This is a genomic window from Leptospira kemamanensis (assembly GCF_004769665.1).
Classification (GTDB): domain Bacteria; phylum Spirochaetota; class Leptospiria; order Leptospirales; family Leptospiraceae; genus Leptospira_A; species Leptospira_A kemamanensis.
In genome coordinates this window covers 129,711-152,825 of record NZ_RQGG01000009.1, presented here as the reverse complement: position 1 = coordinate 152,825, position 23,115 = coordinate 129,711, and the positions used below count along the sequence as shown (strand labels likewise).

17 protein-coding genes are annotated in these 23,115 nt (G+C 37.0%); 5 read left to right on the top strand and 12 right to left on the bottom strand.

The genetic code is table 11. The annotated features are described in order from the left end of the window. Positions 1-71: 71 nt before the first annotated feature. The 6 genes from EHQ59_RS03360 to nirB form a co-directional block, all read right to left on the bottom strand. Complete coding sequence (locus tag EHQ59_RS03360; RefSeq protein ID WP_208652311.1) at positions 72-1,427, bottom strand: MFS transporter; 1,356 nt, start codon at positions 1,425-1,427, stop codon at positions 72-74. Between the two features lie 198 nt (positions 1,428-1,625). Further along, positions 1,626-2,816, bottom strand: a complete 1,191-nt coding sequence (locus tag EHQ59_RS03355; protein WP_135617729.1) for a molybdopterin molybdotransferase MoeA — start codon at positions 2,814-2,816, stop codon at positions 1,626-1,628. After that, positions 2,813-3,727, bottom strand: coding sequence for a bifunctional molybdenum cofactor biosynthesis protein MoaC/MoaB (moaCB, locus tag EHQ59_RS03350; protein WP_135617728.1), 915 nt, complete (start codon positions 3,725-3,727; stop codon positions 2,813-2,815). The genes EHQ59_RS03355 and moaCB overlap by 4 nt, the downstream gene beginning before the upstream one ends. A 9-nt stretch (positions 3,728-3,736) precedes the next feature. After that, complete coding sequence (cobA, locus tag EHQ59_RS03345; protein ID WP_135617727.1) at positions 3,737-4,528, bottom strand: uroporphyrinogen-III C-methyltransferase; 792 nt, start codon at positions 4,526-4,528, stop codon at positions 3,737-3,739. Next, complete coding sequence (gene nirD, locus EHQ59_RS03340) at positions 4,525-4,905, bottom strand: nitrite reductase small subunit NirD (protein WP_135617726.1); 381 nt, start codon at positions 4,903-4,905, stop codon at positions 4,525-4,527. The genes cobA and nirD overlap by 4 nt, the downstream gene beginning before the upstream one ends. An 18-nt stretch (positions 4,906-4,923) precedes the next feature. Beyond that, positions 4,924-7,443: a nitrite reductase large subunit NirB gene (gene nirB / locus EHQ59_RS03335; protein ID WP_135617725.1), complete on the bottom strand. Its 2,520-nt coding sequence runs from the start codon at positions 7,441-7,443 to the stop codon at positions 4,924-4,926. A gap of 418 nt (positions 7,444-7,861) precedes the next feature. On the opposite strand from nirB, the gene EHQ59_RS03330 reads away from it, so the two are divergent. Then, complete coding sequence (locus EHQ59_RS03330) at positions 7,862-11,383, top strand: nitrate reductase (RefSeq protein ID WP_135617724.1); 3,522 nt, start codon at positions 7,862-7,864, stop codon at positions 11,381-11,383. Between the two features lie 108 nt (positions 11,384-11,491). Continuing rightward, the gene (locus EHQ59_RS03325; protein ID WP_135617723.1) at positions 11,492-12,598 is read left to right on the top strand and encodes a PepSY-associated TM helix domain-containing protein; all 1,107 of its coding nucleotides are present in this window, start codon (positions 11,492-11,494) and stop codon (positions 12,596-12,598) included. A gap of 9 nt (positions 12,599-12,607) precedes the next feature. Here EHQ59_RS03325 and EHQ59_RS03320 read toward each other — a convergent pair whose 3' ends face one another. The 3 genes from EHQ59_RS03320 to EHQ59_RS03310 all read right to left on the bottom strand — a co-directional run bounded on the left by EHQ59_RS03320 (position 12,608) and on the right by EHQ59_RS03310 (position 16,167). Next, positions 12,608-13,171, bottom strand: coding sequence for an LIC_11695 family lipoprotein (locus EHQ59_RS03320; RefSeq protein WP_135617722.1), 564 nt, complete (start codon positions 13,169-13,171; stop codon positions 12,608-12,610). A gap of 15 nt (positions 13,172-13,186) precedes the next feature. Beyond that, positions 13,187-15,562 (bottom strand): TonB-dependent receptor, encoded by a 2,376-nt coding sequence (locus EHQ59_RS03315; RefSeq protein ID WP_135617721.1) that lies wholly within the window; start codon positions 15,560-15,562, stop codon positions 13,187-13,189. Between the two features lie 194 nt (positions 15,563-15,756). Continuing rightward, complete coding sequence (locus EHQ59_RS03310) at positions 15,757-16,167, bottom strand: CoA-binding protein (protein WP_135617720.1); 411 nt, start codon at positions 16,165-16,167, stop codon at positions 15,757-15,759. A gap of 190 nt (positions 16,168-16,357) precedes the next feature. Here EHQ59_RS03310 and EHQ59_RS03305 point away from each other — a divergent pair, with 190 nt between their 5' ends. From EHQ59_RS03305 to EHQ59_RS03295, 3 genes are all read left to right on the top strand, one after another. Continuing rightward, on the top strand, positions 16,358-17,509 hold the full coding sequence (locus EHQ59_RS03305) for a hypothetical protein (protein WP_135617719.1): 1,152 nt from the start codon (positions 16,358-16,360) through the stop codon (positions 17,507-17,509). Continuing rightward, entirely contained in the window at positions 17,509-18,237 is a 729-nt protein-coding gene (locus EHQ59_RS03300; RefSeq protein ID WP_135617718.1) for a flagellin family protein, read from the top strand. Before EHQ59_RS03305 ends, EHQ59_RS03300 begins: the two co-directional genes overlap by 1 nt. Positions 18,238-18,323: 86 nt before the next feature. Next, on the top strand, positions 18,324-18,869 hold the full coding sequence (locus tag EHQ59_RS03295) for a DUF4334 domain-containing protein (RefSeq protein ID WP_244245362.1): 546 nt from the start codon (positions 18,324-18,326) through the stop codon (positions 18,867-18,869). Here the strand turns inward: EHQ59_RS03295 and EHQ59_RS03290 are convergent. Genes EHQ59_RS03290 through EHQ59_RS03280 form a run of 3 tightly spaced genes read right to left on the bottom strand, consistent with a single transcriptional unit; the run spans position 18,866 to position 23,088 of the window. Next, a complete protein-coding gene (locus tag EHQ59_RS03290) occupies positions 18,866-20,059 on the bottom strand; it encodes a YheT family hydrolase (protein ID WP_135617746.1) in 1,194 nt (397 codons plus the stop codon). The two genes, EHQ59_RS03295 and EHQ59_RS03290, sit on opposite strands and share 4 nt — an antisense overlap. A 10-nt stretch (positions 20,060-20,069) precedes the next feature. Next, positions 20,070-21,764 (bottom strand): glycoside hydrolase family 2 protein, encoded by a 1,695-nt coding sequence (locus EHQ59_RS03285; RefSeq protein WP_135617716.1) that lies wholly within the window; start codon positions 21,762-21,764, stop codon positions 20,070-20,072. 4 nt (positions 21,765-21,768) lie between these two features. Beyond that, complete coding sequence (locus tag EHQ59_RS03280; protein ID WP_135617715.1) at positions 21,769-23,088, bottom strand: MFS transporter; 1,320 nt, start codon at positions 23,086-23,088, stop codon at positions 21,769-21,771. Positions 23,089-23,115 lie beyond the last annotated feature (27 nt).

Here is a 23,115-nt window from a genome sequence, read left to right as displayed (position 1 = left end):
TGTATAAGTGAAAATTTTGAGAGACAAGTGGAAATTTGCCTCTCAAAGGATTTTTTGAATCGTATTTGCGATCAGTTGGCAGTGGCCAACTCTGGATTTTTTTCTATAGGTGGAACAGTTTGATTCATTTCTTCTCCTACTTCCTTTTCTTCTTCCATAGAAAAACGAACGAGTAAGGCAAAAAAGGCAGAGACTGTCACAAGCACACCTATCAAAAGTAAGGCGTTTTGGTAAGTTAATTCACCTCGGAACAAAAATCCTGCAGAAACTGCACCGACGTTTCCACCTGCACCCACGATGCCTGAGACAGCACCAATTGCTTTTTTGTTTACGAAGGGAACCACAGAGAAGGTCGCTCCTTCAGACATTTGCACAAACAAACTAAACACAATCATCGAAGAAATCGCAAGAACCAAGGAGGTCATTTGCGAGAATAAAATCAAACAGACCCCTTCGCCTGCAAGTGCAGCAGATAACCAAATGACGCGACCACGTAACCCCCATTTGATGCCAAATTTATCTCCAAAAACTCCACCTAGGGTTCTTGCAAATAAATTCATCAATCCAAAAAGACCAGCGATCAGTCCTGCAGTTGCAGGTGTGAGTTTGAATTGATCAACATAGTATAAGGCAGCAATATTATTGATTGTTAATTCAATTCCAAAACAAGCACCGTATGCTAAAAATAACAACCAAACTCTTGAGTCTTTCATCACTAAAAAGAAGTTCGCAAGTGAATTTTTTTTGCCACCCTGGAATGTAGGATAAGTATCTTTGATATCTTTAAAGTTCCCACCTGGTGTATCTTGGGTTCCAAAATAGTAGATGATCCCCATGAGAAAGAGTGCAATCCCAGGGACAACCATAGCAAGTCTCCATGAGACTCCTGTTGTAAATCCAAAGGCAACAAAGAATCCAAAAATAAGTGGCATCACCATTTGTGTCACACCACCACCTAAATTCCCCCAACCTGCCGTCGTAGCGTTTGCTGTCCCTATAATGTTTGGTGCAAACATCACAGAAGTATGATACTGCGTGATCACAAATGAAGCTCCAATTGCACCTATCGCTAAACGAAGTAACAAAAAGGATAGATAACTATCTGCTAGGCCAATACACATAACAGGAATTGATCCAAAGATTAACAAAAAAGTATAAGCGATCCTCGGTCCAATTTTATCACACAGCCAACCTATCAATAAGCGCATAAAGATTGTGATGGCAACAGATGCAATGATGATGTTCCCTATTTGTGCTTTGGTAAGAGATAATTCTTCTCTTACAAAAACCATAAGTGGTGCTATTCCAAACCATCCAAAAAAACATAGAAAAAATGCAATCCAAGTGAGATGGAATGTTCTCATCTGGGGAGTTTTGAAACTAAATAAATCGATTTTGGTTGCTTTCGCATGAGGTGTAATCGTCACGGGAATGATTCTCCTTATGTAGAGAATAATTGCAAAAAGCGTACCAATTCTACTCACTCTTAGGCTGGTAAAACCTACAAAAATAAAGGGTTTTTTGAGCGTTTTCTTAAGGAAAATGTAAAGAAAAGGGAATCAAATTAGAATTGTAGAAAATTCGAATCAATTGTGTACGGAACGTACAATTTGATTAAAAACGATTTACCAAGGTAAAAATTCGATTCCTTCTTCAACATCGATTTGTTTTTTTTCACTCGGGAAAAGAGCGATGCCATCGGAAAAAATTCCTGCTTTGATATCACCACTTCCATTAAATGAAATTGGTTCTAACATTGTTTTTTCTTTTGTATGATATCGTACGGGAAAAAATTCTGTAAGGGAATGTTTTTTCTTTTTTAATTGGGAAAGTGGAAATTTCAGATAGGTTTCTTTTGGCATTGAGAAACAGACTCTTAGGAAAGGGTCTAAAAAAATACGAAGGCAGGTTTGTACACTGAATGGATTTCCTGGTAATCCAAATACAAAGGTGTTATTTTTTTTACCAAACCAAATTGGTTTTCCTGGTTTGATGGCTGTTTTATGAAAGATGGTTTCCACACCTAATTCTTTTAGGATAGAAGGAACCAAGTCTTTTTCTCCCATCGACACTCCACCTGATAAAATTAAAATATCTCCACATAATCCTTGTTTGATCTCTTCTCTCATTTGATTCTCTTCATCTCGAACATGAGAGATATGATTTGGTTTGATTTGATACTTTCTTAAAAATGTCGAAATCGTAAAGGAATTGGAATCTCGAATTTGGTGGGGCAGGGGAGTGACACCTATAGGAACCACTTCATTACCTGTAGAGAGGATATTTACCTTTGGTGCGGGAAATACAAAAACATTAGTTTTTCCTAAGCTCGCAAGTAAGGAAATTTCAGAGAGCCTGAGAGAAGTTCCGATGGGAAGAAGTAAGTCATCTTTTTTTGCATCTTCTCCTTGTTTGGCGATATTTTGCCAAGAGGAAACGGATTCTAAAGAAAACAAAACCATTTTTTTCCCATCTGTTTCGGATAAAAGGGAATCTTCTACTTTAATGACTGCATCAAAACCCTCTGGAACGGGAGCTCCTGTCATAATGCGAATCACTTGTTCTTCTTTTTGTTTGGTGAGTGTAGATCCTGCATGCAGTTCTCTTTCCCAAGGAAATTGTGTGTGTGCAATGAAATCATTCGAAGAGATGGCAAAGCCATCCATAGCAGATCGGTGGAAAGGTGGATAGTCGCGATCCGCTTTTACCTCTTCTGCTAATATGCGACCATAGGATTCCGATAAGGAGATGGATTCAATACCAAATGATTTTCCTTCCTTAGTGATTTGATTGATCGCTTCAGCAAAAGAAATCAATGTCCTTCTCCTATCATCATTTTTTTTGCATGAAAGATAGCAGGTAAAATTGCTGTCATACTTTCCTTGGCACCATTTGTACTCCCTGGAACTGCAATGATGATGGACTTTCCAATATTTCCTGCAATGGATCTGGATAACATAGCAAATGGAGTTCTATCTTGGCCAAAAGATCGCATGACTTCGGCAATGCCTGGTATTTCCTTTTCTAACATCGGTTTGATGGTATCGGTTGTGTTGTCTCTTGGTCCAAGCCCCGTGCCACCCGTAGTGACAATTAAATCAATTTTTTCACTCGTCCATTTTATAATTGTATCTTTGATTTCTGTTGGTTCATCGGGAACAATTTTTGTTTCTAAAACGTCCACTCCCTCTTCTTTAAGAAGTTCGGCGATGACTTTACCTGATCCATCTTCTTTGTTTCCAGCAAAACAAGAATCAGAACAAACTAATATCTTGGCTGTGGAGCCAAATGCAAATTTTGCAATCTGTTTGTCTGTTTTTCCTCCTTTTTTTTCCAACAATCGAACAGAAGATATTTCTAGTGTTTTATCAATCGGTTTTAATAAATCATAGATGACAAGAGCGGCGACAGTCACACCAGTTAATGCTTCCATCTCGATCCCAGTTTTTCCTATTGATTTTGCTTGAGTCAAAATTCGGACTGCATTTTTTTCTTCTATAATTTCAAATTGAATTGAAAATGAATCGATGGTAACAGGATGGCAGTGTGGAATGAGATCTGCTGTTTTTTTTGCACCTAACAGTGCAGAGGCTTTTGCAACTCCAAACAAATCTCCTTTGGGGAGAGTATTGGATTTTATCCGTTCGATGGTTTCTTTTTGACAATAGACAAACCCTTCTGCTTCTGCAAACCGAAGAGTTGTTCTTTTTCCTGTGATATCATTCATTCTTATCCCTTATATCGGAGATAGAATGGAAGCACAGCCATTTTTCAAAAATTTCATCTCTTCATAAAATCGAACAATTTCACCAATCACCAAAATAGCCGGTGATTTGACCTCGTTTTCTAATACGATGGTTTCGATTGTTTCCAAATCGCCAGTAAAAACGCGTTCCGTATCTAAAGTTGCATTTTGAATTACGGCAATTTTAGTTGTTTTTGCATTCCCTGCAGTGATCAATTCCGAGACGATCAAGGGAAGTGAATTTAATCCCATATAAATTACAATTGTTTTGCCTACACAATTTAAATTTTGGAAGGCATCAGAGTTGACTCCGTCTTTTTTGTGACCTGATAAAAACAAAATTTCTCTCGCATAATCTCTATGGGTGAGTGGGAATCCAAGGGAAGAGGCAACACCAGAGGCAGTTGTAATTCCAGCGATGATTTCGCAAGGTATCCCCTCCTGTAAAAGGGATGCATATTCTTCGCCCACGCGACCAAATATGGAAGGATCCCCTCCTTTCAGCCTAACGATTGTATTGTGATTTTGGCTTGCTTCGATGAGTTTATCGTTAATTTCATTTTGTAAACAACTATGAATTCCCAATCGTTTCCCTACATAAACCATTTGGATTCGTTTTCGACAAACTCCAAGGATCCGAGGAGAAACTAAATCATCATAAAAGACAATATCTGCTTTTCTGAGTATCTTTAATGCTTTGATCGTAAGAAGTTCAGGGTCGCCAGGTCCTGCACCCACTAAATAAACCTTACCACTTTGTTTGGATGCCATAGGAAGGTTCATGACACAATTCCAGAAGGTAACAAAAGGGAAGGATCCACTTCTAAATAGACAGATCCATTTTCTACTAAGACTTTATAGAGGTTTACTTTATAGTTTTCATCATTCAAACACTCTCCCGATTGCAGGGAAAAGTTTCGTTTGTGTAGTGGGCATACAACTTTTGGTTCTCCATTTGTGTCACCTAACAAACCTCTGGATAAAACCATGTCTCCTGTGTGAGGGCAAGCATTATCACATGCATACCATTCGTTTTTGGACTCAAAGTAAAAAATTGCAATTTGTTTGTTCCCAATTTTTGCACTGACTCCACCTTCTTTTTCAAAGTCTGAAACTGGGCCAATGAATACTTTTTCTTTTGTATTTTGATTTGTTTGCATCGGATGTATCCTCTTTCTTTAAGTTTTCACTAAATCTTTTTCAACCCAATCGATTGGGCGAATTTGGCCACGTTCTTCAATAAATTGAATGTTAGAATCCGTTTCGTTGCTATTGACGAAGTGTTTGAACTTCTTTTGTTTTTCTGGATCTTCCACAACATCTTTCCATTCACAATGGTATGTGTTTACTAAATGTTTCATTTCTTCGTCTAGCTGTGAGTTGATTCCCAAACGATCATTGATGACTACGTCTTTTAGGTATTCAATTCCACCTTCTAGTTGTTCTAACCAGGTTGATGTTCTCATCAATTTGTCTGCAGTTCGGATATAAAACATCATGTAACGATCGATATATTTGATGCAGGTATCTTCGTCTAAATCTTCTGCAAACAGTATCGCATGTTTTGGATTCACACCACCGTTACCACCGATGTATAAATTCCATCCCTTTTCTGTTGCAATGATTCCAAAATCTTTTCCACGAGCTTCCGCACATTCTCGGATACAACCAGAGACACCACATTTTAGTTTATGAGGTGCACGAATTCCCTTGTATCGTTCTTCTAATTTGATGGCAAAGGAAGTGCTATCTTGTACTCCAAATCGACACCAAGTAGATCCAACACAACTTTTAACAGTTCGCATGGATTTTCCATAAGCATGGCCACTTTCAAAACCATTTTCTACTAAATCTTTCCAGATAGCAGGGAGTTGATCTATTCTTGCACCTAACAAATCGATGCGTTGTCCACCTGTGATTTTACAATATAAATTGTATTTCTTTGCAATGGCTCCAATCACAATCAGTTTGTCAGGTGTGATCTCGCCACCTGGGATTCTCGGAACAACCGAATAGGTTCCCCCTCTTTGGATATTTGCTAAATACTTATCGTTGGTATCTTGGATTTCTCTATGTTTTAAAATTGGTTCATTCCAGATACTCGCCAGAATCGAGGCAACAGCAGGTTTACAAATCTCACAACCATGTCCTTTCCCAACTTCTTTTAAAACATCAGGAAATGTCTTTAAGGACTTTACTTTGATGAGTTGGAACAGTTCTTTTCTGGAAAATTTAAAGTGTTCACAAAGATGTTCGGTAACTACTTTGCCTTGCACTTTTAATTCTGCTTTCAAAATGGAATTTACTTGTGGCAGACATCCACCACAACCACTACCAGCCTTCGAACAATTTTTTAGACTAGCGATATCAAAACATTCTTTTTCACGTATCGCATGTAAGATGTCTCCCTTTGAGACATTATTGCAAGAACAGATTTTTGCTTCATCAGGTAAGGTATCTGCACCAAATAAATTTTCAGAAGATACAGAACCTACAATGAGTGTTTCTGGTTCTTCTGGTAATTCCATTTTATTGAGGTAAAAGGATAATAAGTTTCCGTATGCCTTTGCATCTCCTACAAGAATTCCACCTAATAAATACTTTCCATCAGGAGAGATGACTAACTTTTTATAAACACCACTTCTTGGGTTTTTGAAAACGATAGGAATATGTTCATTTTGTCCTAAGGCATCCCCGAAAGATGCGACTTCAACTCCAATTAACTTAAGTTTAGTGGATAGATCCGAACCAACGTATACTTTTGGTTTACTTCCAGGGCTACAAAGATTGAAGGCAAGAGTTTCTGCCATTTCGTAACCGGGAGCAACAAGTCCATAAATAAAATTTCTGTGTAAAGCAACTTCCCCAATGGCATAAATTCCATACACATTGGTGCCCATCCCATCATCTACTATGATTCCACCCCGTTCTCCGACAGCGATTCCTGCTTCTTTCGCCAGTTCATCTCTTGGACGAATTCCCGCCGATACAACTAACATATCAAAGTCTAAGGTTCCCCCATCCTTGAAAGCGAATCCTTCAATTTTTTTGTCCCCTAAAACTGTTTCCGTTTGTTTGTTCAAATGGATTTCGACACCAATTTCTTCGATTTTGGCTTTTAGAATAGAAGCTCCACCATCATCCAACTGACGTGGCATGAGTCTTGGTGCAAATTCAATGACATGTGTTTCTTTTCCTAAATCGACAAGTGCTTTTGCCGCTTCCAAACCGAGTAATCCACCACCTAACACGGCTGCTTTTTTGATTTTTTTACTGTATTCTAATGTTTCTTCTAAATCTTCAATTGTACGATAAACAAAAACACCTTCTTTGTTAAGTCCTTCCAGTGGTGGAATGAAAGGAGAAGATCCTGTAGCAAAAATCAATTCATCAAATTCTAATTCGGTTCCTAAATTCGTGACTAATTTTCGTTTTACTGTATCAAGTGAAACTGCTGGTTCTGATAATAATAATTTTATTCCATTGGTTCTATACCAATCTGGACTACATAGATAAAGAGAATCCGCAGATCGATTGGCAAAGTATTCAGAGAGATGCACTCGGTCATACGCACGTCTTGGTTCTTCTCCTAGAACTGTGATTTCAAATTTATCTGTCCCACCGAATTCTACTAATTTTTCGCAGAATCTGTGACCAACCATTCCGTTTCCAATGACAACTAACTTCCGTTTGATCATCTTTATACCTAACCCAGGGCAGAAATTAAAGGTACCAATAGGGAACCCTTTGTTTCTATTTATGCACGAAGTGTACCTAAGAAGGGCATCTAGTTCAAAAAAAGGTCTAATTTAGCAAAGATACGTAGGGAATTTACACAAATTGTATGTTTTCTGATGGAATTAGGGTATTCTTATGTAGTTTCTCTCTCCGTTTTCTTCGTAATTCGAACTTTTGGTTTGGTTTCCGATGAAAATGATTTCGTAAAATCGATGTGAATCATGCAAATTGTGTAAGATATGTACAATTTGCATTTCCAGATTTAGAATATTAGGAAACAGGAATGGCGGATTTGATAGACTTTGGCATTTTTCCCATGGGAATAAGCATTTTTATGAAATTTTCAGCATTTGGCATAATAATTGCTAATTTTCCTTTGTGCAAATCAAAGAAACATATCCTTCTACTTGTTCTTATTGCGGCGTTGGCTGCGGTGTGACAGTTGAAAAATTAGGAAATCATGAAATTCGAGTGGAAGGGGATAAAGAACACCCGGCTAACTTAGGTTTGTTATGTTCTAAAGGAAGAAACTTACATTATACTGTGATGGATCGCAGTGATCGCATTCTTTATCCGATGAAACGTTCCGATCGAAAAGAAGATTTAAAACGGATTTCATGGAATCAGGCACTCGATTCCATTAGTGAAAAGTTTAAACAACTGATCAACACGTATGGACCCGATTCCGTTGGTTTTTATGTTTCAGGACAATTGTTAACAGAAGAATATTATATCATCAATAAGTTAATCAAAGGTTTTCTCGGAAGTAATAACATCGATACCAATTCCAGACTTTGTATGAGTTCAGCAGTTGTAGGGTACAAAATGTCCTTAGGTGAAGACAGTGTACCTGTTTCCTATGAAGACATTGAGCTTGCCGATTGTTTTCTCATTGCAGGAGCGAACCCTGCTTGGTGCCATCCTATTCTATTTCGTAGGATTGAAGCACAAAAGAAAAATTTTCCCAATACAAAACTCATAGTTGTAGATCCGAGAAGAACAGACACATGTGAAGACGCAGATCTTCATCTTCAAATTCATCCGGGAACAGATATTTATCTTTTCCATGCCATCGCCAAAATTTTGATCGATCAAAATTGGATAGATCATTCTTTTATTGAGTCACATACAGATGGGTTTAGTGAATTAAAAACATTTCTAGAAAACTTTGATTTAGAGGAAGCAGCAAAAACTTGTGGGATTCCTATCGAAGACATAACACTTGCTGCTCGCTACATACATGAAGCAAAAGGATTTTTGTCCTTATGGGCCATGGGTTTAAACCAAAGTGTGATAGGTGTAAATAAAAATTTAGCATTACTCAATTTATCGCTCATCACAGGGAAAATTGGCAAACCAGGATCAGGTCCTTTTTCTCTTACGGGTCAACCCAATGCCATGGGAGGGAGAGAAGTTGGTGGCCTTTGTAATTTATTACCAGCACATCGTGACTTGAGTAATCCAGAACATCGAAACGAAGTGGAAATGTTTTGGGGAATTTCAGAAGGAAAAATTCAAAGTAAACCTGGTTATACGGCCGTTGAGATGTTTGAAAATCTGAAAACGGGAAAAATGAAAGCAGTTTGGATTGTTTGTACAAATCCTACAACAAGTTTACCCGATGCAAGAACAGTAGAACAAGGGTTACGTGAAGCAGAGCTTGTCGTTGTACAAGATATTTCGATGAGTTCGGCTGCTATCCCTTATGCCGACTTCGTATTACCAGCAGCAGGATGGGCAGAAAAACAAGGAACGATGACTAACTCTGATAGAAGAGTGACTTATCTTTCAAAGGTCATCGATCCTCCTGGAGAAGCCACTCCTGACACATGGATCATTCAAAAATTTGCTGAAAAAATGGGATATGGTGCATCCTTCGCTTACAACTCTGAAGAAGATGTATTTTTGGAACATGCCGCATTAACAAAAGGTACAAAAATTGATATTAGTGGATTGAACTATTCGATATTACAGAAGAAACGTTCCGTGCAATGGCCTTTTCCTGAAAATAGTTTGGATGGAACCCCGAGGTTATTTACAGATCACAAGTTCTATCGACCTAATGGAAAGGCAAAAATATTTGATGTGAAACCAGATGACACATCGGAAAAAACTTCAGAACAATTTCCATTGATACTCACTACGGGTCGAATTAGAGACCAATGGCATACCATGACAAGAACGGGGAAAGTCCGTAAACTCATGGAACATAAAAGTGAACCCTATTTAGAAATTCATCCAACCAATGCAAAGTCCATTGGTATTGAAGATCAAGAACTTGTAGAAGTTTTCAATGAACGAGGTCTTGTTCGAGTGAGAGCGAAAATCACAGATACAATCAAAGAAGGAACTGTGTTTTTACCAATGCATTGGGGCAAAAAAAAGCAAAACGATGAATCCCGTGCAAATAATTTAACCAATAAAGAATTTGATCCGTTTTCAAAACAACCTGGCTTCAAAATCTCTGCAGTGCAAATTCGAAAATATCAAAAAGAAAAAGAAAAAATTCTAATCATTGGTGGTGGGAACAGTACATCCGCTTTCATTAAACACTACAAAGATCTTTGTCCTGAAGATGAAATCACCGTCTTATGTAAGGAAGAAAATCCGTTATACAATCGTATTTTACTTCCTGATTTTATCAGTGGTGAAAAATTGTTTATGGAACTAGCGAGTGTTAGTCCAGAAGAAGTACAGTCATGGGACATTGAACTTCATACTTCCACTTCTGTGACTACAATTTTGCCAGAAGCAAAACTTGTTAAGGATTCCTTGGGAAATTCTTACTCATACAATAAACTCATCATTGCCACAGGTAGTTCGGCACAAATTCCAAAGACAATTTCTCCGAATATGGTGGGAGTTTTTAGTTTAAGAGCAAAAACCGATGCCGATAAAATCAAAGGATTTTTTGTTCCAGATTCCCATGTTTTGATTGTTGGAGGTGGACTGCTTGGATTGGAACTTGCGTCTGCATTAAAATCTCTCCAAGTGAAAGTGACTGTTTTAGTGCGAACGGATCGGCTGATGTCCAAACAACTCGATCTTGTGGCTTGTGATATCTTACGAGAAGAAATTGAAAGCCGTGGAATCGAAGTTTTATTCAATTCAGAAATCGCAAAAGTACATGGATATGATCGAGTTAGTTATGTGGAATTGAAGGATGGAAAAAAACTATACCCAGATGGAATTGTTTATGCGATGGGAACAAGTCCCAATTTGTCCTTAGCAAAAGAAATGGGAATTGAAATTGGAGAAGGGATCAAGGTAAATGAATTTTTACAAACATCTGATCCTGATATTTATGCGATTGGCGAGGTCGCAGAACATGCCTCAGGTGTATACGGAACTGTTCTCGCGGCTGAAGAACAAGCAAAAATCGCAGCAAGTCATATCTATGGGTATCGATTTCATACGTATTCAGGTTCCTTACATTCCAATCTTCTGAAAATCCCTGGTTTAGAGCTTGTGTCACTTCGTTTACCAGGAGTTCAATTTGAAAACCTAACAGATGAATACGAAGAAATTGTATTTATGGATCGAAAGAAACGGAAATACAAAAAATGTATTGTGAAAGGTGACAGACTTGTAGGCGCAATTCTCGTTGGTGATAAATCTGAATTTGTAGAATACAAAAATTTGATCGCTTCTGGATTAGAATTAGGTGAGAAACGACAACAACTTTTATCGAGTATCTCTACCGCCAAACCACCTAAAGGTGTTCTTGTATGTTCTTGTAATGGGGTGGGGCGAGGCAATATCGAAGATGTGATCCGGGAAGGAGCAAAAGATTTGAGTGAGATCATGACAAAAACAGGTGCCGGAACCGGATGCGGAAGTTGCCGACCAGAAGTGAGTCAAATCCTTAGGACATTGTCACCAACAAGCAGTTTGAACTGACTTCGATGGGGGTGAGCGGCCTTGCTGAGAAGAGTCTGAAAAATAGATACTTGATAATGAGACCTATTCTCAATAATATGGAGAAATCCTTTCTTCGGGAATCTTCATTTGAAAGCAAAACATTGGTACCAAATCCATCTGATCTTAGGAATTTTCGGATCTAGTTTTTTATTCGTAATCGGAGTATCTGGTTCCCTACTTGTGTATGGAAAAGAAATCCAATCCTATATTTCTCCCATCCAAGTCGTACCGAAACTAAAAAGAAAAACCTTTGATGAATTGTATCAACATTTGGTAAAAGAAGTTCCGAAGGGAAGTGTCGCTGGATGGTTGGTTTCTGATCACAAAGAACAACCTGACCAAATTTGGTACCATGATATAAATCTTCCAAGTAAAGAAAATGTCTATTTGTTAGATCCTTACGAAGGTAAGGTGATCGGTTCTTTAAAAGAAGATCGAAGTGATAGCTTTTATGGATTTCTTTTGGTTTTGCATTACAGTTTGTTTTTAGGTGGTGTTGGTTATTTCATAGTAGGATGTTTTGCTGTCATATATTTACTATTAGTGATCACTGGTATCAAATTGTATAAAAGATTCTGGATGAGTTTATTTCGATTCCGATTCCGTGAATCATTCCAAATCCTTGTTTCAGACTTACATAAGTTTGTCGGAATCAATGCAGTTTGGTTCCATCTGATTTTAGCGATGACAGGAGGATGGTGGAGTATACGAGACACATTGATTCAAACCCATCCTGAAGAAACGGTTGTCCATGGCCTTTGGTCTGAATCAAAATCCCTGGATGAATTCATCATTCGTAGTAAAGAAGAAATCGATGGATTTCAACTAGGGTATATTTCCTTTCCACATCATCAAGTTGGGGATCCAATTGGGTTTTATGGAAATCGAATCCAATCATCTCCTTGGGAAAGTCGTTATGGTTCTTACTTATTGTTTGATACAAATTCAAAAAAACAAACACATCGTGTAGATATGTCGAGTGAAACACTACTCGTTCGATTTTTGGATTCGTTTAGGCCTTTGCATTTTGGGACCTTTGCCAATCATTTTAGTAAAATTCTTTGGGTTATCTTTGGGCTCACACCTGCGATTCTATCAATCAGTGGGATTATACTTTTTTATCGGAAGAGGAAAAATAAATTAAAATACCAAACCCAAAGAACTAAATCGTTTTCACTTAGTTCTTTGGGTTAAATTTATTGTTTATTGCCAACATTTGTTTGGATCGTAACAAACATATGTTCCATTATATCCTTCACATGCTTCTTTCGCATTTTTGAGATTTGTAATACCATAGTAGATATAAGCTGGAATTAAATACTGATGTTCACCTTCTGTCGAATAAGCGTAAGGAATTAAATCGTTAATCCCATCAACACCGTCGTAGTGACATGCGCTGATTTTGTTACTGATGGCACATGGTCCTTCAATTCTCTCTACGACAATATCGATCCCAATTGCATTTCCGATTGTCGCATAAGTTTGTTCTATGTTTAATTCCCACTCCGCTTTTTTCTCCAAATAAGCAGTTGAATATTCGCGACAAAAAAGTTGAGGACCATTTTTTACACTGAATCTATGGCTATAAGCGATTGTAAGACCTAATCTTTGGCCTTCGCTCATACTATTTGCATTCAATTGTTGTAAAGTAACAATTTCTACTAATTCATTACTAGTAATTTTGTCTTTAGGTTCAAAAAGGTCACATTGGAAAAAATTGATTCCAATGAAAAGGATCGTGATTAAAGATTTGGTTTTGTTTTTCATATTGTTCTCCAGAAATTAAATTTTATACGTTAACATGAATCCATATGTTTGAGGTGCGCCTGGTACTGCTTGAAAGGTACCATCGATATAAGAAGTGAAGTAATATCTGTTGTTAATATTATTCATGTATAAATAAGCGGAAACCTTATCAGTTTCATATCCAACTCTTGTATTCAATACATAGTATGGATCGCTATATACAGTGTTATCTGCAGCAAAATACATCTGACCTACTGCTTGGAACTCTCCTCGAAAAAATATACCTAAATCATTTCGGTATTGGAGGTAACTAACGATGTCGTATTTGGGAATGAAATGAACCCATTTACCGTCAAAATTACGGTTAAGAACTGTGTCTTGGAATTTATTGAAGATACCTTCGGTATATCCAGCCGACAAACCTAGTTTTGTATCCTTTTGTGGTTTTAAAAATGTTTCGAGTTCGTAACCTCGAATTGTAACCATTTCCGCATTTAGATTTACATACTGTGATAAGTTTATGGCTCGGATCACATGGAAATCTTTTGTTTCAGTATAAAATTGTGTGTATTTGAGACCAAACTTACCATGGAAAAATTCTGATTTGACTCCAGCTTCTATCGTATCATTTATTTCTGGTTTGAAACTTGCTCTTTCGGGTATATTGACAACAGTGCTGTATCCTGCATTTTTATATCCACGACTAACACCGATAAAGAACATTAAATTTTCAATGGGTTTATAATCGAAAATCATCCTAGATACGTTGTAATTGTAACGATTGTTAATTGTGTATGGATCAGATAATACTAATGTTCCGCCTAGAGGGTTAAGTGGTGAAACTCCAACTGCTTGTTCCGTATGAGACAAACGGCTTTCTTGTCGTTCGAGTCGAGCACCGAGAGTAATGGTAAATTTTTCGAAAAAAGTATAACTATTATGTGTATAAAAACTTATATTTCTATCATGTAGCCTTGATAAATTTTTTTCTTGTGTAGGGGCACTTAAACCTGGGAAATCATTGATGACATATAATTGAACTCTATGTTCTCTTGCCTGGTCAATATTCGTAACTTTGTTAGAAGAATAAATTCCAACTTTAAATTGAAGTGGATTGTGTTTATCTTTTGATTCGAAATAAATATCATTTAAATAGGTAGTTGCTTTTTCAATGTAAATGGAGCGGTTTTGATCAATTTTAGTGAAGTCTGCATCTGCTGTAATAGGATCAATATCCATCTTTCTGATTGCAGACGCAGTTTTTAAATTTGTATAAGGTAATTTAGTTGTAGTTGCTAGGGAATATGTGTTTCCTGTGACATTACTTTTTCCTTCATAATCCCAATATACTTTGCGATCTCCATTGACTCGATTCACATATGTTCCGTATAGTTTGGAACAGTTAGATGGCGCTACTACACATCCTTGCAATAATGCTTTTTCTCTTTCTGATTTTGCTCCTAAATAATTGACTAAGTTAAGGGAACCATCATCAAAACTTTCAGCACTGACTTGTAGATCGGCTTCAAATATTTCGTTGGGAGTGTAATACAATCGAAATCTTCCCGCTCTCCCTTTTCTCCCATCAGGATGAGTTTTATAGATTTCAACTGGTACTTCATAAGGTCGATTGTTCGGATAATAAAAACCAGTTACATTTGACAGATAACCTTCTCGTTCCGTTGTTTTACCAGCGATACCGAAATAAAGTTTATCGTAAATGATAGGTGCATTATAATAAACTGATGTTTCTTGTTTTTTATAATTACCAAAATCTAAAGTGATTTTTCCTTCTGCTACGTTAGTGGGCTTTTTTGTTTTAATTTCGACTACACCACCTTGAAAATTTTTTCCAAACAAGGTGGCCTGGCTTCCTCGATATACTTCTATATTCTCAAGGCCATAAAGTTCCGTATTCAGTGCTACATTATCATTTAAAGGAATCCCATCTAAAATCAAACCTACTGCTGGTTCGCTAAATGCAATACTACGCATCCCGCGAATATTAAAGTATGTGAAGTTTCGAGAACCTGAATCAATGATCGAAAAATTAGGAACTTGTTTGTCGATATCATTGGTTCGATTGATTCCAGCGTCTTGGATTTCTTGTTCGTTCAGACGACTGATGCTATTCGGAGTCCTTAGGATTTCCCGGTCTCTTTGGTCTTTTTTCCCTGTGACGCGAATCCCATTTTCTTGTTTTGGTTTTACGGGTTCGGTTGTGTTTTCAGGCGAACTTTCTTTCGGAACGTTTTCGCGTGTTTGTGACCAAAGCGAAGGATTGACCGCAAAACAAAAACAGAAGAGGAGCCAAAGGAGATTTTTCTTCGAATGGAAATGGCGAAACAGTGTTCGTAAAAGAGGGCATCGGATTGCAAGAATATGAGAATGAATCTCAAGATTGGGATGCATGTGGTCATTGTTTTGAAGAGGTTAGTTTTTGCAAGAATAAATGAGACAAAGACTCAATATCAATTAAGCTGGATTGCCTTCTAATCCATTGGGAAAGGGAGAAGTCGGGGCATCAGGTTGATTTGTTTCCCATTTGGCCACCTTAACCCGTGGAAATGCTGATGTATTCCCGCTAAAAAGGGAGAATTGGCAACTTAAAAGAAACGATTGTATTCAATGATGAGGCAACGGTCAGAAACCACTTTGATGCCAGCGTTCTCTGCTTTTTTTTCTGCTTCTGGATGAGAGATCCCGAGTTGCAGCCATAACACTTCCGTTCCACCCAATTCTAAGATCTCATCCACTATTTCTGGAATTTTGTCAGAACTACGAAAGACATCGATAAACTTTCGATTCTCTTTTGGAATTTCTTTTAAACTTCTATAGATCGAAAAGCCACCTACACTGTGTTCTTTGGGGTAAGTTCCTAGAACATTCCAACCTTTTTCTCTGATAAAAACGGGAACATAATGGCTAGGTTTTGATGGGTCATGACTCAAACCATAAACAGCGATTGTTTTGTAAGCTTCTAACAAGGATTTGATTTCAGAATCTGCGACATTCATGGGAATAGGATACCAGATGCAAATACCGACTACAAGTATAAGTTTAGATGTATTTTCAGGTTTGACCGGAATTCTCTGAATCTATTTAGGGATTTTAAAAAACGATTGTGTTTTGTTTTTGCATATTGATAGATAAGGAGCGCAAACTAGGATATTTTATTAAAAAGTATATTTAGTTTTTGGATACAAAATGCAAAGAAAAGAATTTATCAGTCGAATTTCACTTACTGCACTACTCCTTTCAGGGTTTCGTAACGAGTTAAAAGCCAATTCGAAAAAGGATGAATCGACCAATTCTACTTCGGAGTTTGAGATACCAACGTATCCAATGGATCGGGTATCCGATATCCTTTCAGACATCTCTTCGAAAATATACTACGTGAACATCGAACTAGAAGAGTTTTTAGATACATTCACTCAAGAATTAGAACTAAGATTCCCTCTCAAAAAACAGAAACCAATTACTTCTTACCAAAAACTTTATTTCCTATGTTTACGCATGGAGATCATTTCAGAACTGACGATTTTAATCCTTGGGATTTGGCAAAACTTAAGTTTACGAATTGGTTTGGATGGGTATTCAAAAGAAGAATTTTTTTCTGATTCCGAAACCATTAAAAATGCCATGATTCGATTCGGGTCCGAGAATCAAACCTATTATTTTTCTTTGTTTCTTGATAAAGGGAAAGAGAATCATTTATCTACTCCCTTTCAATTGGATCTATCTTTGCCTTGGTTAGGTGGAGATCAGAAAGAATCAATTTTTGCCAATTTTAGCCCTATGGAATTTATATTTTCTTTGGAACCAGCCGAGTTTTCCAAATCTATGGATCACCGTTTCCAAATGGATTTGTATGGTTTTTTGGATCATACTCAGAGATCCCAATTTCAGTTGGAGGGAGCTCGTGCTAGATGGCATCAATATGTGGTCCGTTATTCCTATATGAGTGATTTGCAATATAAGTTTGAAACGAAACGAGAGCTAAAAGATACTCAATCCAGTGTTAGTCCATTGCCGATTTTTCTTCGTTATTATGGCTTTGAATCGGCTATGAATACGATTCAAGAGAGGGCTTATCATATGCAAAGTGGAGTATATCATTTTTTGGATCGCCAATCCCAACAAATGGTTGTTTCCTCACTTGTGATCATGATGAAAAATTTAAATCTTCGAACGAATGGGAATCAAAAATGGATGAGAAGTTTAAGATTGGAAAATCAAGATGGGTCAATCCTTTCTGTTTCCACAATGGATTTGGCATTTCAAACATATAAGTCAATAGAAGAGGGAATTCATTTCCTTAGACAAGAAAGAAAAAAATACTTAACACGAGAACTTTAATGAAATTAAAATACCACCCCATGTTTACTTTTGTTTCGATTCGTGAGTCATTAATTGTAAAACAAATTCAAAAAACAAGGGTTACCATTCAGAATCTTTTTAAGCAAAAGGAAGTTGGGAAGCCATCTGGGTATGAGATGAACTTGCACACGAACCTAAATTCAAGCAGTATCCTGCGTATGAAACTGAAGCAGGACAACTTTAAGGCTATCGACTCAAGGCTAAAATTTGTATCTCTCACAGCAATTGGTTTGGAGAGATTAAATCAATTGCAACCCAAAAGAACGACATTTGAAAAACAGAAATTCTTTATTCATCAAACATTGGTGTATTTAGAAAGTATACTAGCAATATCCGAATCACTTTTGTTAGTTTCAAAGGAAGTAGGGAAAAATAAGTCGATCCAAAAGGAAAAACAAAAAGAAGTAGATGAGTTAGTTGATGAGGTAAATCGAATTGCATCCATGGCTGAATTCAATGGTATGGCATTGTTCCTGGGTGATTTTGCCAAATCATCTCGTACTGCATCCATGTGGTTTCTAACAGAAAATAAGAACGAACGTTACCAAGTTTTTATTGCGACGATGACTGCTAACGCACTTGGTTTAGTAAATTTTAAAAATGATGTGTTGGCGCTCTCAAATCGAGCGGACTTCCAAAAGAAAGTGAAACATGCAATACATCGAATCCAACAAGAACGAAAACAAATCCAATCTGTTCTTAAATGAGATTATAAAATCTGATTTTCTTTTTCGCAAAAAATATTTCCTAAAAACAGTCACTTGTCAAAACAGGTTAGAGCTATTTTGAAATGATGAAATCATCCTTAGAAACTAAATTTAATGAAATGCGTTCTAAAAAGAACAATTCAACAGAAGAATCTTTTGCACTTTTTGACACCTTAGACGTGGTACAAATGCAAGAGATGATGGGCCGCTGGCATGGTTCTGGATTTCATACAGGACATACCATGGATGGTGCATTGGAAACCTTCAATTGGTATGGAAAGGAATTTGTAGATTCAGAAAATGTGCATCCCCTAGTATTTCAAACCTTGGGAAAAAAATTATTTAAAGTCAATCCTTCCTTGATGCCAGTTCGTTTGGCTACGATCGTTCCTTCTACGAATTTATGGCCGTTGAAATATTTGTTTTTATGTTTTCGTTTTTTATTCCAAACAAACAAATCAAAAGCAAGAGTGCGTCAAATTGAATTCCGAGGGAAGGTGACATCCGCAATGACTTATGATAATCTTCCTATTCATGATGTCTTTCGAAAGGTAAACCAAAATACATTGTTAGGTTGTATGGACTTTAAAGGAATGAAACAACCATTTTTCTTTGTGTTAGAGAGAGATTAGAATTTAGATTTTTTTCCTAAGTTGATTTGATTTTGTTCGTTAGGCTTGCCAACCTGATAGGTTGGTTTGCCATTTCCTATTTTTAAGACAGATAAAAAATACTCACCAATCAAACGGTCGGACCAAGAAGAGGCAGTGATCCCTTCAAAAAATGCAATGTGGCTTCCTCTTTTGGTATGGACATGAATCGTGTTTTTTAAACTTTCCAACCAATACAAATTCTCCAAAACATTTTGATTCACACAAATGGGATCGTCAGCAGCGTTCAAAATGAGTAAGGGTGTTTTGATTTTAGAGGCAACTAAGATGGGATTTGAATTTTGATAATACGAAGCTTTGTCTTTGAAACCTGAGATGGTGTGAAGTTTATCTTGGAATTCACCTAAGGATTTGATTTGGATTAGTTCTTCCGTTCCTTTGACATTGGCAAACGTTTCATAATGACGTTTGAGGAAATAATTGATCATCCTTTGTCCCATGATTTTGCTATAAACAGGATGCACTCGATGAAATGCTTTTTCTATATCGTAAGCTGGTGAAACGGCAACTGCCGCTTGGAACATACTTTTAGCACCTGATTCCCCTAAGTATCTTGCAAGAAGTCCAGAACCGGCTGAAATTCCAACTCCTAACAGGGGTTTGTTTGGAAATTGGCATTTGATATGACTCAGTTGTTCCTTTAGATCGGATGTGGAACCCATCGTATTGATGATTGGTTTGGTTAAAGGTAGGTTGCCATGACCTCTTCTAATACAAACAACCACGATCCAATTGTATGTTTTTCGTAAATGGGATACGGTTGCCTTTATATCCTGTTCATCGCCACTGATCGTATGAAAAACTACGACTATGGGTGTATCGTCTTTTTGGTTAACAGTGGAAATGCCAGCCCAAGCAAGACCTGTGGTTCCACCATCTTTCATTTCCAATAGTTCCATTTTATCATATGGAAATGGTTTGGATTTAGATTCGCGGAACATTAGTAAAAACAACATCAGATGTTGGTTAAAACACCAAACCGTTGGATAATAACGTTTTGTGAGTTGTTTCGTTTCTGAAATCAATTGTGATGAAAATTCAGATTCGTGAAAACGAAGAACAGGATATTCGGCCACATCCCATAAATAATAGATGATGAATCCCAAAAGTAACAAAGCAGTTAAAATCAATGTTATGTTTTCTGACAACATGACCAAGTATTTAATGATAGGTTAGTTTTGCATTCAGTTCTTTCAGAAAAGGAATATCGAATTTTACTACTTTTCGATCGTAAGTGACAATCCCGTTGATTTCTTCTTCCACATCACTCACTTGTGTGTAAATTGCAGCACTTAGGCCTTGTTTGATCAAAGGTAAAAGTTCCGTTTCAATCAGTTTTTTATATTCCCATTGTAAGGATTCTTTCGAAGGTAATACCTTGTAGCCAAATAATTTTTTTTCGTCATATACATGACCATCCGTTTTTAAAGAGTAACCACCAAATTCAGACAAAACGATGACTCTTGGTTCCTTTTTGGGAACTTTTAGTTTTTGGTAATAGAGATGTAAACTTTTAAGATCACTACTATTTTTTCCTTGGTCATACCATCCACTCACGCTATCAATCGTTCTCGTTGAATCGAGTTGTTTCAATTTTTTGGTAAGAGCCACACTATCAAATTGTCCCCAACCTTCATTGAATAAAACCCAAACAGCAATGGACACTGTATTGTATAAAAGGGAAACAGTTTCATCCATTTCTCGAATGAATTCTTTTTTCCCATTTTCATCTGTACGGTTTAGGAAACGATATTTTGTATCATCAGTATTCCAACCTATGAATGGCAAATAAGCAACTTTCCATGTCTCGTAAGGTCCTCCCCCACAAACAAAATCTTGCCAGACTAACATACCAATACGATCACAGTGATAGTACCAGCGGAGTGGTTCAATTTTGATATGTTTGCGTAAGGTATTAAATCCCATTTCTTTCATTAATGAGATTTCTCGAATCATCGACTCATCGTCAGGTGGTGTTAATAATCCATCTGCCCAATATCCTTGGTCTAATAATCCATTGTGAAAATAGGGTTTGTTGTTTAGATAAAGGCGTTTGTATTGGCCGTCGTATCCAATGGAAAATTTTCTCATGCCAAAGTAGGATTCAATTGAATCAGTTTTGGTTTTGATTTTTACATCGTATAACTTAGGATTTTCAGGAGACCAAAGTTCCATATCGGGGATAGAAAGAGTGGAAACCTTTTTGGTGCTTTCTGCGATGACTTCGGTACCATTTAGAATTTGCACAAGAATGGAATCACTTTCCGTCTCCACTTCGATTTCAACCGACTTGGTATCAATGTTAGGTGTGATTTTTAGGTTTTTGATATAATCGACGGAAACACTTTCCATCCAAACTGTTTGCCAAATACCAGATTGAGGAGTGTACCAAATTCCTCCTCTGTTTAGCTTTTGTTTTCCCCTTGCTTGCGGACCTGTATCGGTTGGGTCTGTGACTGTAAGACGAATTTCGTTTTTCCCTATTTTGATCAGTTTAGAAACATGAAAAGAAAAAGGTAAAAATCCACCTTGGTGAAATCCAACTTCTTTTCCGTTCACATAACAAATGCAAGAGTAATCAACAGCTCCAAAATGTAAAATGGTGATGTCTTTTAAAAAATCTGCACTTACTTCAAATTCTCTTTTGTAAAATAAAACTTCATTTGGTTGGACAACAAAATTGCCGAGACCACTCGCCTTTGCTTCTGGGGAAAAGGGGACTAATATTTTATGTTGGTATTCGATCGTTTCCCCTTGTTTTGCATGGCCTAAAAACCATTCACCATTTAGGTTTAAATAACTATCACGTTTGAGTTGAGGTCTTGGGTATTCGGGAAATGGAATATTTTGTTTCAATGGTTTAGGTCCGTTTGAGTAGTGTTAGTGGGTAGAAGATAATTAAACAAAAGATGGCACTTGTGATAAATATTTCGGGAGAAGGAACATGTGCAAGAGCACCATTGGCCGGATCAATATAGGTTAAATTTGTTGTTTCATTGATTTTTTGACCGATCATTGGCCCTATAAACATAGGAATTAATACAAAAAAGATCATACGAATCCCTTGTAATTTTCCAATATTTTCGACTGGTGTATAATCTCTGATTTGTGCACCAAGAAGAGCTAAAATTTGAACAAAACCTGTCATCAAAATCAAACTTGTAAACCCAACCAGTAACATCAGTAAGTTGGAGTTTTGTCCAATGAAAACTTTTGATGTCAGATATAAGCTAGTCATTCCTATGATATAAACAAAAGAAAAAATCCTTAACATTCGATCTTTGTCTTGTCCATCAAATCGATTTCCTAAAAAAATAGTAATCAAACTTGTTCCAATAATGACACTTGCCAGTACGATAGAATATTGGATCACATCAAAATGTAAATATTCTTGCATAAAAATAATTAAGTATGGCATATAAATTTGGCTAGCAATCCCATAGATTCCCATCGCTAGAAAATACAAATACAGTCGTTTGTTGTTTTGGATGACGGTGGTACGAAATCCATACAGTATATCGGAAATCCAATTTGATTCTGATTTCTTTAGATTGGGATTGTCTTTGATAAACCAAAATCCAATCACACCAGAGAGGGACATGAGAGTTCCCACTCCAACAAAGAGTCCGGGATACCCAAAAGAAGTGACAACGATGCCAAACCCACCAGCAACAATTAACATAGCAATGAGTGGCATAGCAGACAAGACTCCTTCTGCTAAACTTCTAGCATTACTTGTATTATCAGTGACAAAAGCATTAAAAGCAGCATCATTTGCGGTAGAACCAAATGCAGTCATGATACAATCTAACGTAATTACAATGGCAATTGTGAGTTGGATGATTTGGACTTCGTCTGATAACCCAAACCAGGTTTGTGTATTTTCTTTGGTGACGAAGGCAAAGGAAAGTGTGAGAATTCCCCAACAGAAATAGCCAAGGGAGATAAAATACTTTCGATTCCCAAGTTTATCAGATAAGATACCAGCAATTAAGGTCGTGACAGTAGCCACAATTCCGCTGAGTTGCACCATAAGAGTCACTGAAGAAGTACTTTTGGAAATGGTATTATAGATAAATAAATTGAAGTAAATGTTTTCTACTGACCAAGCGATTTGACCCACAAGGCCAAATAATATTAAGACAAACCAAAGGTCTTTACTCAAACTGCGATTCTTCATGATCGCACAGTTTTCTGTGAATCGTCA